The sequence below is a fragment of the Oceanobacillus sp. J11TS1 genome, assembly GCF_018333215.1.
In the GTDB taxonomy this organism is placed as follows: domain Bacteria; phylum Bacillota; class Bacilli; order Bacillales; family Amphibacillaceae; genus Oceanobacillus.
Map to the genome: position 1 here is coordinate 50,535 of NZ_BORO01000007.1, position 14,484 is coordinate 65,018.

Sequence of the window (14,484 nt, forward strand, 5' to 3'; positions counted from 1 at the left end):
ATGAATACGAATATTGATCCGAGCAAATTAGATCTTGAAGAACGTGTTGTTACGGTCAACCGTGTTGCAAAGGTTGTAAAAGGTGGACGTCGTTTCCGCTTTGCAGCTCTCGTGGTTGTAGGTGACAAAAACGGTCATGTAGGTTTCGGTACTGGTAAAGCACAAGAAGTACCTGAAGCTATTAAAAAGGCAGTAGATGATGCTAAGAAAAACTTAATTACTGTACCAATCGTTGGCACAACCATTCCACATGAAATTCATGGACAGTTTGGTTCTGGAAACGTATTGATGAAGCCAGCTTCTGAAGGTACTGGAGTTATCTCTGGTGGTCCAGTGCGTGCGATTTTAGAGCTTGCTGGTGTAGGTGATATCCTAACTAAATCTTTAGGATCTAATACACCAATCAACGTAATCCGTGCTACATTGAACGGTTTAACTAATTTAAAAACAGCTGAAGACGTAGCTAAATTACGTGGAAAGTCTGTTGAAGAACTGTTAGGATAAGGAGGGAAACACAATGTCTAAAAAATTGGAAATAACCCTCACTCGTAGTGTTATCGGCGGCACTGACGTTCAACGCAAAACGGTTGAAGCGTTAGGGTTAAAGAAAATTCGTCAATCGGTTGTACGTGAAGATACTCCAGCCGTTCGTGGTATGGTTAACAGAGTGTCCCACTTATTGACAGTTAAAGAAGTATAATTAAATTTTGTTTAAAGAGGAGGTGCTCGCATGAAACTTCATGAATTAAAAGCGGCAGAAGGATCTCGTAAAGAAAGAAACCGTGTAGGTCGCGGAATGTCTTCCGGTAACGGTAAAACTTCTGGACGTGGACATAAAGGTCAAAAAGCACGTTCCGGTGGTGGAGTAAGACCAGGTTTTGAAGGTGGTCAAATGCCTTTATTCCAACGTTTACCAAAACGTGGTTTTACAAACATTAACCGTAAAGAATATGCTATTGTTAACCTTGATACACTTAATCGCTTTGAGGATGGTACTGAAGTTACCCCAGAGCTATTATTAGAAACTGGTGTCGTAAGCAAATTAAACGCTGGAGTTAAGATTCTTGGAAAAGGTCAATTAGAAAAGAAATTAACTGTTAAAGCTCATAAGTTCTCCGCATCTGCGAAAGAAGCAATTGAGGCAGCGGGCGGTCAATCTGAGGTGATCTAATTTGTTTCAGACACTCTCCAATTTTTTGCGAGTAGCAGATATAAGGAATAAAATTATATTTACACTGCTTATGCTTATTGTATTCCGTATTGGCACGTTTATCCCCGTGCCTTTTACAGATAAAGCAGCGATTGATTTTATGATGAATCAGCAAAATGTGTTTGGCTTTATGAACACATTTGGTGGCGGGGCATTACAAAACTTCTCCATTTTTGCAATGGGAATCATGCCTTACATCACAGCATCGATTATTATGCAGCTACTGCAAATGGATGTTGTTCCGAAATTTGCTGAATGGAAGAAGCAAGGGGAAATGGGGCGTAAGAAAATTGCTCAAGTAACACGCTATGCTGCAATTGTCATAGCATTTGTTCAAGCAATTGCTATGTCAATTGGCTTTAATGCCATGGCTGGCGGCTTACTTATTCATGATCCCGGCGTAATGAAATTCTTAACCATAGCAATTGTGTTAACTGGTGGAACAGCCTTTCTTATGTGGTTAGGTGAACAGATTACTGCTCATGGTGTTGGTAATGGTATCTCTATCATTATCTTCGCTGGTATCGTTGCTGCTATTCCGAACGGCGCTGCACAATTGTACAATCAATACTTCTCTAATCCAGGGAATGAATTGTTTATAAATATCGTTATTGTAGCGATTATTGTACTTGTGATTATCGCAGTTACGGTTGGAATCATTTTTGTAAACGAAGCGTTACGAAAAATTCCAGTACAGTATGCGAAGAAATTAGTAAATCGTACACCAGTAGGCGGTCAGTCAACGCATCTGCCAATTAAGGTAAATGCGGCAGGGGTAATCCCAGTTATCTTTGCGATTGCCTTTATGATTGCACCGACAACCATTGCTGGATTTTTTGAAGGAAATCAAATAGCAAGTACAGTGACGTATATTTTTGATTACACACGACCTGTGGGTATGATAATCTATGTAGCACTGATCATTGCTTTCTCATATTTCTATACGTTTGTTCAGGTCAATCCAGAACAAATGTCAGAGAACTTGCAAAGACAAGGTGGCTATATCCCAGGTATTCGCCCGGGACACAATACAGAAGAATACTTAACAAGGGTTATCAATCGACTAACTTTTGTTGGTGCGCTATTCTTAGCATTTGTTTCTGTATTTCCAATTATTTTGGGCAGTCTTGCAAATTTACCATCGACAGTACAGATCGGCGGTACTAGCTTAATAATTGTTGTTGGTGTCGCGTTAACAACAATGAAACAATTAGAAGGTCAGCTTGTGAAGCGACATTATAAAGGGTTTATTAAGTAAGTAATTTCCTGCCTACAAAAGCGAGGGGAAACAATTGAATTTAATCTTAATGGGATTACCTGGTGCTGGTAAAGGTACGCAGGCGGAAAAAATTAACGAAAAATATAAGATCCCTCACATTTCTACTGGGGATATGTTCCGACTAGCTATTAAAGAAGGTACAGACCTTGGTAAAAAAGCGAAGGAATATATGGATCAAGGAAATCTTGTTCCAGATGAAGTAACTATCGGTATTGTCAAAGAACGCTTAGCAAAAGAAGATTGTAAAGAAGGATTCTTATTAGATGGATTCCCTCGTACAATTGCTCAAGCTGAAGCTTTGCAAGAATTGACAGCTGATTTGAATAAAACCATCGACTATGTATTACATGTGGATGTACCAGAAGAAAAATTGGTAGAGCGTTTAACTGGACGGAGAATTTGTCCGACTTGCGGAACAGCTTATCATGTAATTTATAACCCTCCGAAAGAGGAAGGTATTTGTGATAAAGATGGCTCCCAGTTAATTCAGCGAGATGATGATCAACCAGAAACGGTTAAAAATCGGCTAGCCGTTAACGTAGAGCAAACACAGCCATTACTTGATTTTTATCAAGATAAAGGATATCTTGTGAAGGTAGACGGTGATCGAGATATTAACGATGTCTTCCATGAAATTGAGTCCATTTTGGATAAATAAGTCAAGCCTCTTAACGAACAGATTAGGTGCAAAACCGATGCTGAGAAGTTATAATGAGTGAGATAATGTGTAATGCTTTTATCAAACACGATAAATAATTGGTTTATCAACCTTTTGATATAAAACGAACAATTGCCTAGGTGATGGTGAGAGCTGATATACGTTAACAAATTGATTTTCTTAGCACAGGTCCATTTGTACGTATGATGCAGGATAGTGATTCAGGTCAGTACAATTGATGTCTCGGTTGTGAACGGCCGGTTGTCCTACGCTGGCCAATGGAGGAAGCAGCGCTTATGGTTGATTTTATATGATGAATGTGCGCTAAAAGGTACGTTAAATGTTTCCCGAAGGACCGCATAGCTTTAGATGTACGGCTCGTGTCACAAAAGGGAAATTAAGCTTTATCCTTGATTTAGATAAGGTTGTAACTGATTTGAAGAAGGGAGATCACACACAATGGCGAAAGATGATGTTATTGAAGTAGAAGGTACAGTGACAGATACATTGCCGAATGCGATGTTTAAAGTTGAGCTTGAAAATGGCCATACAGTATTGGCGCATGTATCTGGTAAAATCCGTATGCACTTTATCCGCATTTTACCAGGCGATAAAGTAACGGTTGAACTTTCTCCGTATGATTTAACCAAAGGACGAATTACGTACCGTTATAAATAAACGAGCTCCGATCTAAAAGGAGGTAATGATGATGAAGGTAAGAGCATCTGTAAAACCAATTTGCGAGAAATGCAAAGTCATCAAACGCAAAGGCAAAGTAATGGTAATTTGTGAAAATCCAAAACACAAACAAAAACAAGGCTAAAAAACAGGAGGTGCTAGCATTCTATGGCACGTATTGCAGGTATTGATATTCCACGTGATAAACGTGTAGTAATTTCTTTAACTTACATTTATGGTATTGGTAAAACTACTGCACAGGAAATCCTTAAAGAAGCAGGCGTTTCTGAAGATACTCGTGTCCGTGATTTAACGGAAGATGAATTAACAAGAATTCGTCAAGCGATCGATAACTACACTACAGAAGGAGACCTTCGTCGTGAAGTATCTTTAAACATCAAACGTTTGATTGAAATCGGATCTTATAGAGGTATCCGTCATCGTCGCGGATTACCAGTTCGTGGACAAAAAACAAAGAACAACTCTCGTACACGTAAAGGCCCACGTAAAACAATGGCTAACAAGAAAAAGTAATGTAAGGAGGTAAGCTTACAAATGGCACGTAAAACAAATACGCGTAAACGCCGTGTGAAAAAGAATATAGAATCTGGTATTGCACATATCCGTTCTACTTTTAACAATACAATTGTTACAATTACGGATACACAAGGTAATGCTATTGGATGGAGCTCTGCTGGTGCTCTAGGCTTTAAAGGATCAAAAAAATCTACTCCGTTTGCTGCACAAATGGCTGCTGAAACTGCTGCTAAGTCTGCAATCGAAAACGGCATGAAAACATTAGAAGTTACTGTTAAAGGACCTGGCGCTGGTCGTGAAGCTGCAATCCGTTCTTTACAGGCTGCTGGATTAGAAGTTACTGCAATTGTTGACGTAACTCCAGTTCCTCATAATGGTTGCCGCCCACCAAAACGTCGTCGTGTTTAATTTAACTGTATAGAATTTATCAATCCTGTCAATAATGGTTGATAAAACGTACAGTTATCTACATGTGTAGATAAACAGATTCCAAGACAGTTCGTACGAAAGATTTTTAGGTAGCGCAGAAACGCCAACTGCCTTATTTGAGGAATTTCGGTTAGACTATGTGGTCTAGCCGGGGTTTCGACGTTTTAAAGGAGGGTTTGTAAAATGATCGAGATAGAAAAGCCGAAAATTGAAACGCTTGAAATCAGCGATGATGCTACTTTTGGTAAATTTGTAGTTGAACCGCTAGAACGTGGATATGGTGCCACACTTGGAAACTCCTTGCGTCGTATCTTATTATCCTCACTACCGGGTGCTGCTGTAACAACTGTTCATATCGACGGGGCACTGCATGAGTTTTCAACGATTGACGGGGTTGTGGAGGATGTAACTACCATCATTCTAAACTTGAAGAAACTTGCACTTAAAATCTATTCTGATGAACCAAAAACATTGGAAATTGATGTTCAAGGAGAAGGAGTCGTAACTGCTGCAGATTTAACTTTTGATAGTGATGTAGAAGTAATGAATCCTGATCTTCATATTGCGACATTAAACAGTAAAGGCAATCTTCACATGAAGTTGACTGCTGAAAGAGGTCGTGGTTATCGTCCAGCAGATGAGAACAAGTTTGATGATCAACCAATTGGTGTTATTCCAATTGATTCCATCTTCACACCAGTATCTCGTGTTACTTATCAAGTAGAGAATACACGTGTCGGTCAAATTTCAAATTATGATAAACTAACACTAGATGTTTCAACTGACGGTAGTATTCGCCCTGAAGAAGCAGTTTCTCTAGGTGCGAAAATTATTTCCGAGCATTTGAATATCTTTATTGGCTTAACGGATGAAGCGCAGAACGTGGAAATTATGGTTGAAAAAGAAGAAGACCAAAAAGAAAAAGTAATGGAAATGACCATTGAAGAGCTTGATCTTTCGGTTCGTTCTTACAACTGCTTGAAGCGTGCTGGTATTAACACCGTTCAAGAGCTTGCAAATAAATCAGAAGAAGATATGATGAAGGTCCGTAATTTAGGACGTAAATCATTAGAAGAAGTAAAAGTAAAATTAGAAGATCTAGGATTAGGTCTTAGAGACGATGACTGATAAAGCAGTCACCTGTAAAGTTTTAAAAAAGGGAGGGATAGTCCGTGGCTAGAAAATTAGGACGTACAACAGATAGTCGTATGGCTCTTCTTCGCAACCTTGCATCTGATTTAATTATTCATGAACGCATTGAAACTACAGAAGCAAAAGCGAAAGAGTTAAGAACGATTGTAGATAAAATGATTACTCTTGGTAAGCGTGGCGATTTACATGCACGCCGTCAAGCTGCTTCATTTTTATACAACAAAGAAGCTGATGAAGAAAATAACGTGGTTCAAAAATTATTTGATGATGTTGCTGCGCGCTATGAAGATAGACAAGGTGGTTATACACGCGTTCTTAAACTTGGTGAACGCCAAGGCGATGGCGCTAAAATGGCAATCATTGAGTTGGTTTAATTTACTACAACGGCAAGGGGCAGGACTCAATCTCTCTCAGAGGTTATCCAAGCCCTTTTTTTGTATGAAAAATGGATATATTTTTATGAAGTGAATTTTGAGTATAATTATATAGCTGATTACTACCGCTACAGAAATACACTACGCTTTCCGTGGGCTTGTCCTCAGCCTCGTTTAAAGAAGACTTGCTGATTGGCAAGCCGACAGGCGCAGACAGAAGCAAAGTCGCGCTTATGCCTGTGGTAGAAAAAAAGAAGTTCGCTTTTTTTCTGCGGGGTCTTCACACTACGCATTCCCACAGGAGTCTCCGTGTATTTCTTCCGCTGGTTATAGTTCTTTATCATGGATTATTCCTTTATAATGATAAAAACATTAATTCAATGAGTTTTATAATTAGCTGTTACTATAGCGTTGGAAATGTACCTAGACTGCGCAGGAAAAAATATAGGTGAGCTTCACAGTGCGTCAGTACAAGAGAGCTCACCTAGTACTGCGGTACTCGTACTACCAAAACCGTAGCCGCCCGTGGAAAGCGGAGTATATCTCCGGAGCGGATGATTCTCACAAAATATGTTCGATATTTGTTTTCTTTATTGGTCTAGCTCATACTTTCTTTCATGAAGAGAAATAGATAAAATAATCATGACAAGTCATTAACCAGGGGAATTACATAATAGAAAAAGTAGGAGAGGGAGGTGTCTGGATGGAAAGAAAAAAGCTAGTAGAGTTTAAGAATGTTTCCTTTCGATATGAGGAAGAAGGAGCCCTTGTTTTAAACCAAGTCTCTTTTGAAATTTATGAAGGCGAATGGGTTGCTATTATCGGTCATAATGGCTCCGGAAAATCAACCATTGCAAAATTGCTTAACGGTTTATTAATGCCACATGATGGGGAAATTACCGTCGATGGTATAAAAGTAGATGACAATACGGTTTGGGATATACGGAAAGATGTAGGAATGGTCTTTCAAAATCCAGATAATCAATTTGTTGGTGCGACCGTTCAAGATGATGTCGCATTCGGAATGGAGAACAGAGGCGTTCCTAGAGAAGAGATGAGAGAGAGAATCCAGCGCACCTTATCTGCTGTTCGTATGCAAGATTACTTATTAACAGAGCCGCATCGTCTATCTGGAGGGCAAAAGCAGCGTGTAGCTATTGCGAGTGTATTAGCGATAGCTCCAAAAGTATTAATTTTAGATGAAGCCACCGCTATGCTGGATCCGACAGGAAGAAAAGAAATTATGCACACGGTCAGTGATATACAGGAGTCAGAAGGGCTCTCTCTTATTACCATTACACATGATTTACAGGAAATTGTTCAGGCAGATCGGGTAATTGTCATGAATAAGGGGCAAATTTGGGAAGAAACAACGCCGAGGGAATTATTCCTGCAGCGTGAAGGGCTACGTGAAATTGGTTTGGATGTGCCGTTTGTTGCACAATTAACGGATGAGCTGATCAAGCAGGGAGTTCAATTAAAAGAAGCAGCATTAAATCACGAAGAGTTGTTGGAGGAATTATGGAAATTCAATTCAAAGATGTAAGTTATATTTATCAAGAGAATACTCCTTTTGCCCATAAAGCCCTTGAAGACATTTCCTTTACCATCGAATCGGGCTCTTTTGTTGCTGTCATTGGACATACAGGCTCCGGAAAATCAACGCTAATCCAGCACCTGAATGGTTTAAGTCTTCCTAGCAGAGGAGAAATAACCATTGGTGACTTCCGACTAAGTTCAGAAGGGAAACCCAAAGATATTCGTGATTTAAGACGAAAGGTCGGAGTTGTTTTTCAATATCCAGAGCATCAGTTATTTGAAGAAACAGTGGCAAAAGACATCGCCTTTGGTCCGAAGAATTTTGACGTGGGACAAGAAGAAATTGACCGCAGAATAGAAAATCTGCTTCCAGCTGTCGGTCTGCCAGAAGAAATATTGGAGCGTTCCCCATTTGATTTAAGTGGCGGACAGAAGCGCCGTGTGGCTATAGCAGGCGTATTGGCAATGGCCCCAGAAGTTCTTGTATTGGATGAGCCAACTGCCGGACTGGACCCGCGCGGCCAGCGTGAAATCATGGATATGTTTTATCAGCTGCATCAGGAGCGCAATCTGACTACAGTACTTGTAACACATAGTATGGAGGATGCTTTAGCCTATGCGGATAAAATTATTATTTTAAATCGTGGACAAAAATATATGGAAGGTCCGCCGCTTGAAGTGTTTAAACAAACGGACAAGCTGCAGGACGTACAATTAGGTATCCCAGAAGTCATTCATTTTCTAAATCAGTATAATGAGCGCTTTGACACTTCTGTAAGGTATCAGCACCAATCCTTACAAGAGTTAGCAAAGGAGATAAAAGAACAACTGGAGGTGGGTTCCCATGAATAATGCTTTAATTATTGGTCAATATGTTCCCGGGAACTCACTTATACACCGACTAGATCCTAGAACCAAAATTACAGTTGTCTTTTTCTTTGTTATTATTGTATTCTTTGCAAACAATGTACCAAGTTATAGTTTATTAACAGCGTTCTCATTGCTTTGTGTATTTATTTCACGGGTGCCGTTGCGATTTATTTTAAAAGGACTTATCCCTGTCTGGTTTTTAATTATCTTTACATTTATTCTGCATTTATTTATCACGAAGGAAGGAAACTTGCTGGTAGAGTGGGGATTTATCAAGATTTATAGCGGAGGAATCATTCAAGGCTTTGCGATTTCTTTACGCTTTTTCTTGCTTATCTTAACGACTTCTCTATTAACTTTAACGACAACACCGATTGAAATCACAGATGCGATGGAGGAAATGCTTCATCCATTGAAAAAAATTAAGTTTCCTGTGCATGAGCTGGCCTTAATGATGTCTATCTCTTTACGTTTTATTCCAACACTGATGCAGGAAACAGATAAAATATCGCGTGCGCAGGCTGCTCGCGGTGTCGATTTTCGTACAGGCCCTATCAAGGATCGGGTAATGGCCGTTATTCCATTATTGGTTCCATTGTTTGTCAGTGCCTTTAAGCGTGCGGAGGATTTAGCGATGGCAATGGAAGCACGTGGCTATCAAGGTGGAGAAGGAAGAAGCAAGCTGCGTGAATTACACGTTGGTAAAAAAGATATTCTTGTTTTAATAGGTTTTGTACTCTTATTAGTAGCGTTATTTTTATTAAGACAGTAATAAATAAGAAAGGGGCTGTACAAATGGAAAGGATAAAATGCACGATTGCTTATGACGGTGCAGGTTTTGCTGGTTTTCAAGTGCAGCCCAATCAGCGGACAGTCCAAGGTACCGTGGAGAAAGCTTTAGCAAAAATCCATAAAGGAGAAACCATCCGCATTCAAGCATCAGGACGAACAGATACAGGTGTCCATGCAGTTGGTCAGGTCATTCATTTTGATACTCCTTTAACAATCCCTGAACGAAATTGGAAGCAAGCTGTGAATACACTCTTGCCGGATGATGTCCGAATAAATAAGGTCGAGAAGGTTAGTGATGCATTTCATGCCCGTTACAGCGTGAAACAGAAAGAATATCATTATTATGTTTTAAATCGGGAAGACCCAGATGTGTTTCGCCGGGATTATGTATTACACTTTCCTCGGAGCATAGATATAGAGGCTATACAAGCAGCCTGTAAGCATTTAGAGGGAACACATGACTTTACCACCTTTTCGTCAGCTAAATCGTCTGTAAAGGGCTCAAAAGTGCGTACATTATTCCATGCATCCTGTGAGAAGAAAGGCGACGATATGGAATTTATCTTTCGTGGAAGCGGCTTTCTATATAACATGGTCCGAATTATGGTCAGTGCGTTATTAGATGTAGGAATAGGAAAGCGCAAACCTGAGGATATACCAGAACTCTTAGCTGCAAAAGAAAGAGGGAAGTTGGGAAAGACGATTTCTCCGAATGGATTGTATTTATGGGAAGTCAGTTACGATGAGGAAGAAAATGACTCAGAGGAATAGACAAGTAGATAAGAAAAATGCAGGTGGAAGTTTTCTTTGCACGTTCGGAAAGTATAAAATTTTAGCAAGGAGGCATTTCGACGTAGCAAAAATTTTTAAGTACCAAGTATAAGTGCAACTAAGGCAACCCTACGCCATAAGACTTGGCTTGCCAAGTTTTCTTTAAATTACTTTCGTCCTAAGCTTGACTTTTGGTGCTAAAAGTTATAATATGATATATGGCATTTTATTTCTAAACCATGATTAGCCCCGGAATCTAATTATGTTAAGAATAAAAATATGATTACGAATGTAAAAGAAACGATAGATATATGGAGGGAAAAAATCATGCGCACAACTTTCATGGCAAATGAAGCAAATATTGAACGCAAATGGCTAGTTGTGGATGCGGAAGGAAAACGTTTAGGACGTTTAGCAAGCGAAGTAGCTGCTATCTTACGTGGTAAACATAAACCTACGTATACACCACATGCAGACACTGGTGATCATGTAATTATCATCAATGCAGAAAAAATTGAACTAACTGGAAACAAAATTAATGACAAAATGTACTACCGTCATTCCAATCATCCAGGTGGATTAAAATCTCGTACAGCAAACGAAATGCGTACGAAATATCCTGAGCAAATGCTTGAAATTACAGTTAAAGGTATGCTTCCAAAAGGACCTTTAGGACGCAAAATGTTAAAGAAATTGCATGTATATAGAGGCGCTGAGCATAATCATCAAGCTCAAAAACCAGAAGCTTACGAACTTCGAGGATAATTAAAGGGAGGTAAATGAATTGGCACAAGTACAATACAATGGCACAGGTCGCCGTAAAAAGTCAACTGCCCGCGTACGTCTAGTACCAGGTACAGGAAATGTTACTATCAATGGTCGCGATGCTAGAGACTATTTTCCATATGAAACACAATTATTAATCTTGAACCAACCACTTGTTACTACAGAAACTCAAGGAACTTATGATGTTCTTGTAAATGTACATGGCGGTGGATTTACTGGTCAAGCAGGTGCAATCCGTCACGGAATCGCACGCGCATTATTACAAGCTGACCCAGAATATCGTTCTGCATTAAAATCAGAAGGATATCTTACTCGTGATGCTCGTATGAAAGAACGTAAAAAATACGGTCTTAAAGGCGCGCGTCGTGCACCTCAGTTCTCAAAACGTTAATAGAAACATTGGTATATCAATGTTTACAGAGCTTTTTTGGTTCAAGTTGGTTCAAATTAACTTGAACCTTATAAAGCACTTAACAGATTTAAAGCATCGGCATCTTGCTGGTGCTTTTTTTGTGGCATTAATTCCAGATAATAATTCTGTGTGGTTTGAATTTTAATGTGACCTAATCGCTTTGATACATAAGCAATATCAATGTCTTGAGCAAATAAAAACGATGCATAAGTGTCTCTTAAACCGTGAAACGTTGTTTTTTTAATATCTAATTTCGTCAATAACTCAGATAATTGCTCCGACTGTTTAAAACCACCAAAACTGAAAATATAACCATTCTCTTTAACGGGTATTTTACGAATAAGCTCATATACTTCTTTATTTATAGAAACATCACTTTTTGCATTTTGTGTCTTTAATGAAGTATCTTCAGAAGTAGGACTGATTGAATGTCTAACCTTTATTCCGAGTAATTGGAAAGTATTTTGGGAATGATTTCGGTCTTGCAACGGGTATAAATACTATAAACGATGACAGTATAATAATTTTTCCTTTTGAATATATCGATGCAAAAAAACATGATGTGGTGGAAAGATTACCAATTGATTAAACACGATAGAATTAAAAACGTCACAAAAGGAAACTTACTAAACGCGGTGAACTCAGTTGCAGCTCAATTTATCATTTTGAGAGAATTAATTGAGTTTATTGATGAGTCCAACGGAAAAGAATATATAAGGAAAGATTACTGGTCTGAGTATTGGGTGCCAGTCGTATAACGAAGTAATAACTGAACCCAGTTGTTTTAGAATTGCCAGGGGCTCCTAATATATTCACCATCTATACATGGGTTATATGTAGGGGATTTTGATACACCGAAAATATACTGCATTTACATATATGAATTAAATGCTAAATAAAATATATTATAAGGTATAAAGAAAAATATTTAATAAATGTTTCAGAGGATTAACTAAATAAATTGTAATGTTTTAAAAAACAGAGATTAGTAAAATGTATGCCTTTTAATCTGTATAAAGACATCTTATAGTAACTAATCGGAACTTAATGTATAATTGAATTGATAGATTACTTGAATAATTTCATTTTCAGTCAATTGTTAGGAAAAATATTTATAGGGGGTACCAAATTGAGTTATTATTTTAAAGAGGTAAGAGCTTTTATTTCAACAAATATATCACTTAGAAAACCTCAAAGATTAGCACATAAAAGATTAAAAGAAAGTTTTTTAGAGGGAAAGGATACACATAAAATTATTGTCCTTCCAACAGGTGCAGGAAAAACAGGTGTAATTGGATTAGTGCCATTTGAAATAAGTGATGGAAAAGTACTGGTAATAACACCGAGTTTAGTAATTAGAGAAGGGATATCTGATGACTTTGACACGCGTACTCAATATAATTTTTGGACAAAAAGAAATGTTATTTTAAATGATGAGAATTTACCTTCAGTTTATAGATACGCTGGATATAATACAAGTGGTGATAAAAAGAGGGTAATGAGATATTTGAATAATGCTCATATTGTAGTAGCTAATATTCATAAGGTGTATAACAAAAACTCAAAGAAAGCACTAACAGATATATTAGATAAGGACTTTTTCGATATGATTATTATCGATGAAGCTCATCACTCTGCAGCAGATTCATGGTTAAAAACATTAGAACACTTTTCTGCTAAAAAAATAGTTAAGCTCACGGCTACTCCATTTAGGTCTGACGAAAAAGAATTAGATGGAGATATAGTGTATGAATATTCAATGGCAGATGCAATTAATAATAAATATATTAAAAATGTGGTTTCAGAGGATTATACCAATGAAGAATTGAAATTTATACTGGATGGAGAAGAAGTAGATAAAGAGACTGCTTTAGATATTATGGATAAAAACTGGGTATCTCGATCAGTAGCCTACTCAAAAGGGTGCAGTAAAACTATTGTAGATATGAGTCTGAAAAAACTTATAGAAAAAAGAACTAACGGAAATGCTCATCATCAAATTATTGCAGTTGCTTGTAGCATTGAGCATGCTAAACAAATAATGGAACTTTATGAGGAGGTCGGTCTAAGTGCTGCATATGTAACAAGTGACCGTCCAGAGGAGTCAGAAAAGGCGATAATTGAATTTAAAAAAGGACAAATAGACGTATTAGTAAATGTAAACATGCTTGGTGAAGGTTTTGATCATCCTAATATTAGTATCGCCGCTATTTTTAGGCCTTTTAGAACATTGCCTCCTTATGCTCAGTTTATAGGTAGAGCTTTAAGGAGAATACAGGAAGAAAACACAATAGATGATATCGATAATGTGGCACACGTTATATATCACAAAGAATTAGATTTAGATGAATTATGGAGTTATTACACAGGACAAAAAGAAAAAGCAGACAGAAAAAAAGGGATTTTAAGAGAATATGATGAAATTATATCTGAAAAGAATTTTGATGTTGGAAGAGTAAAGGTAGAAGGCGGAGTAGTTAAAAATACAAAAGAATTTTTGAGTGACGGAATAGGTAACCAATATAAGGTTGCTTTAAATAAAGTAATTGAAGATAGAGATGAAGAACTAAAGTCTACTGCAAAAAAAATGAAAGAGTCCGGAGTGTCTGAAGAAGACATAAAAGACTTTATTCATCAACAAAGACGAAAGTTAGAAAATGAAATAGATGAAAAAGCTAACAAATTAAGGGAGGAATTAATTAGGGAAGAATTACATGAGATACATAAAGAAGATATTGCTAATCAAGTTGAATACTTATTCGAAAAAACAAAAGTAGATCCAAAAGGTGACGAACTCCCATCTAAATCCAATAATCCCATTTATTCTTCAGCCAAAACTAACGACGCTTATGTTATGATGTATATTAACTTTAATTTAAAGCAAAAATTAAAACGAGGCATAGATGAGTGGGAAACATATGACTTTGAAGAAGCAAGAAAGTTACTACCAGGTGTAATTGAAAAATTAAATAAAAAACTTAATGAAAGGTAGATGAA

At 37.7% G+C, this 14,484-nt stretch carries 20 protein-coding genes; 19 read left to right on the forward strand and 1 reads right to left on the reverse strand.

What is annotated here, in order from left to right:
- The 17 genes from rpsE to rpsI all read left to right on the forward strand — a co-directional run bounded on the left by rpsE (position 1) and on the right by rpsI (position 11,466).
- Entirely contained in the window at positions 1–504 is a 504-nt protein-coding gene (gene rpsE / locus KI343_RS07605) for a 30S ribosomal protein S5 (RefSeq protein WP_212925826.1), read from the forward strand.
- A gap of 13 nt (positions 505–517) precedes the next feature.
- The gene (gene rpmD, locus KI343_RS07610; protein WP_077605106.1) at positions 518–700 is read left to right on the forward strand and encodes a 50S ribosomal protein L30; all 183 of its coding nucleotides are present in this window, start codon (positions 518–520) and stop codon (positions 698–700) included.
- A gap of 30 nt (positions 701–730) precedes the next feature.
- Entirely contained in the window at positions 731–1,171 is a 441-nt protein-coding gene (rplO, locus tag KI343_RS07615) for a 50S ribosomal protein L15 (protein ID WP_212925827.1), read from the forward strand.
- Position 1,172: 1 nt separating this feature from the next.
- The gene (secY, locus tag KI343_RS07620; protein ID WP_212925828.1) at positions 1,173–2,468 is read left to right on the forward strand and encodes a preprotein translocase subunit SecY; all 1,296 of its coding nucleotides are present in this window, start codon (positions 1,173–1,175) and stop codon (positions 2,466–2,468) included.
- Between the two features lie 34 nt (positions 2,469–2,502).
- Positions 2,503–3,147, forward strand: coding sequence for an adenylate kinase (locus KI343_RS07625; RefSeq protein ID WP_212925829.1), 645 nt, complete (start codon positions 2,503–2,505; stop codon positions 3,145–3,147).
- Between the two features lie 459 nt (positions 3,148–3,606).
- Complete coding sequence (gene infA, locus KI343_RS07630; RefSeq protein ID WP_040985051.1) at positions 3,607–3,825, forward strand: translation initiation factor IF-1; 219 nt, start codon at positions 3,607–3,609, stop codon at positions 3,823–3,825.
- 31 nt (positions 3,826–3,856) lie between these two features.
- Positions 3,857–3,970, forward strand: a complete 114-nt coding sequence (gene rpmJ / locus KI343_RS07635) for a 50S ribosomal protein L36 (protein WP_010095733.1) — start codon at positions 3,857–3,859, stop codon at positions 3,968–3,970.
- 23 nt (positions 3,971–3,993) lie between these two features.
- Positions 3,994–4,359, forward strand: coding sequence for a 30S ribosomal protein S13 (gene rpsM / locus KI343_RS07640; RefSeq protein ID WP_212925830.1), 366 nt, complete (start codon positions 3,994–3,996; stop codon positions 4,357–4,359).
- Between the two features lie 21 nt (positions 4,360–4,380).
- On the forward strand, positions 4,381–4,770 hold the full coding sequence (gene rpsK / locus KI343_RS07645; protein ID WP_040985036.1) for a 30S ribosomal protein S11: 390 nt from the start codon (positions 4,381–4,383) through the stop codon (positions 4,768–4,770).
- 204 nt (positions 4,771–4,974) lie between these two features.
- A complete protein-coding gene (locus KI343_RS07650; RefSeq protein WP_212925831.1) occupies positions 4,975–5,919 on the forward strand; it encodes a DNA-directed RNA polymerase subunit alpha in 945 nt (314 codons plus the stop codon).
- 44 nt (positions 5,920–5,963) lie between these two features.
- Positions 5,964–6,317, forward strand: coding sequence for a 50S ribosomal protein L17 (gene rplQ, locus KI343_RS07655; protein WP_212925832.1), 354 nt, complete (start codon positions 5,964–5,966; stop codon positions 6,315–6,317).
- Between the two features lie 703 nt (positions 6,318–7,020).
- Positions 7,021–7,863 (forward strand): energy-coupling factor ABC transporter ATP-binding protein, encoded by an 843-nt coding sequence (locus KI343_RS07660; RefSeq protein ID WP_212925833.1) that lies wholly within the window; start codon positions 7,021–7,023, stop codon positions 7,861–7,863.
- Positions 7,839–8,708, forward strand: a complete 870-nt coding sequence (locus tag KI343_RS07665; protein ID WP_212925834.1) for an energy-coupling factor ABC transporter ATP-binding protein — start codon at positions 7,839–7,841, stop codon at positions 8,706–8,708. Before KI343_RS07660 ends, KI343_RS07665 begins: the two co-directional genes overlap by 25 nt.
- Positions 8,701–9,498, forward strand: a complete 798-nt coding sequence (locus KI343_RS07670) for an energy-coupling factor transporter transmembrane component T family protein (protein ID WP_212925835.1) — start codon at positions 8,701–8,703, stop codon at positions 9,496–9,498. The genes KI343_RS07665 and KI343_RS07670 overlap by 8 nt, the downstream gene beginning before the upstream one ends.
- 23 nt (positions 9,499–9,521) lie before the next feature.
- On the forward strand, positions 9,522–10,289 hold the full coding sequence (gene truA / locus KI343_RS07675; protein WP_212925836.1) for a tRNA pseudouridine(38-40) synthase TruA: 768 nt from the start codon (positions 9,522–9,524) through the stop codon (positions 10,287–10,289).
- 327 nt (positions 10,290–10,616) lie between these two features.
- On the forward strand, positions 10,617–11,054 hold the full coding sequence (gene rplM, locus KI343_RS07680; protein WP_212925837.1) for a 50S ribosomal protein L13: 438 nt from the start codon (positions 10,617–10,619) through the stop codon (positions 11,052–11,054).
- A 19-nt stretch (positions 11,055–11,073) separates the two neighbouring features.
- Positions 11,074–11,466, forward strand: coding sequence for a 30S ribosomal protein S9 (gene rpsI / locus KI343_RS07685; protein WP_212925838.1), 393 nt, complete (start codon positions 11,074–11,076; stop codon positions 11,464–11,466).
- A gap of 68 nt (positions 11,467–11,534) precedes the next feature.
- Here the strand turns inward: rpsI and KI343_RS07690 are convergent, their stop codons facing one another.
- Positions 11,535–11,975 carry a tyrosine-type recombinase/integrase gene (locus KI343_RS07690; protein WP_244856817.1) on the reverse strand — a complete coding sequence of 147 codons (441 nt, stop codon included), beginning with the start codon at positions 11,973–11,975 and terminating at the stop codon, positions 11,535–11,537.
- A gap of 69 nt (positions 11,976–12,044) precedes the next feature.
- On the opposite strand from KI343_RS07690, the gene KI343_RS07695 reads away from it, so the two are divergent.
- Together KI343_RS07695 and KI343_RS07700 are read left to right on the forward strand one after the other, a co-directional pair.
- The gene (locus tag KI343_RS07695) at positions 12,045–12,245 is read left to right on the forward strand and encodes a hypothetical protein (protein ID WP_212925839.1); all 201 of its coding nucleotides are present in this window, start codon (positions 12,045–12,047) and stop codon (positions 12,243–12,245) included.
- Positions 12,246–12,616: 371 nt separating this feature from the next.
- Positions 12,617–14,479: a DEAD/DEAH box helicase gene (locus KI343_RS07700; RefSeq protein ID WP_212925840.1), complete on the forward strand. Its 1,863-nt coding sequence runs from the start codon at positions 12,617–12,619 to the stop codon at positions 14,477–14,479.
- Positions 14,480–14,484: the final 5 nt, after the last annotated feature.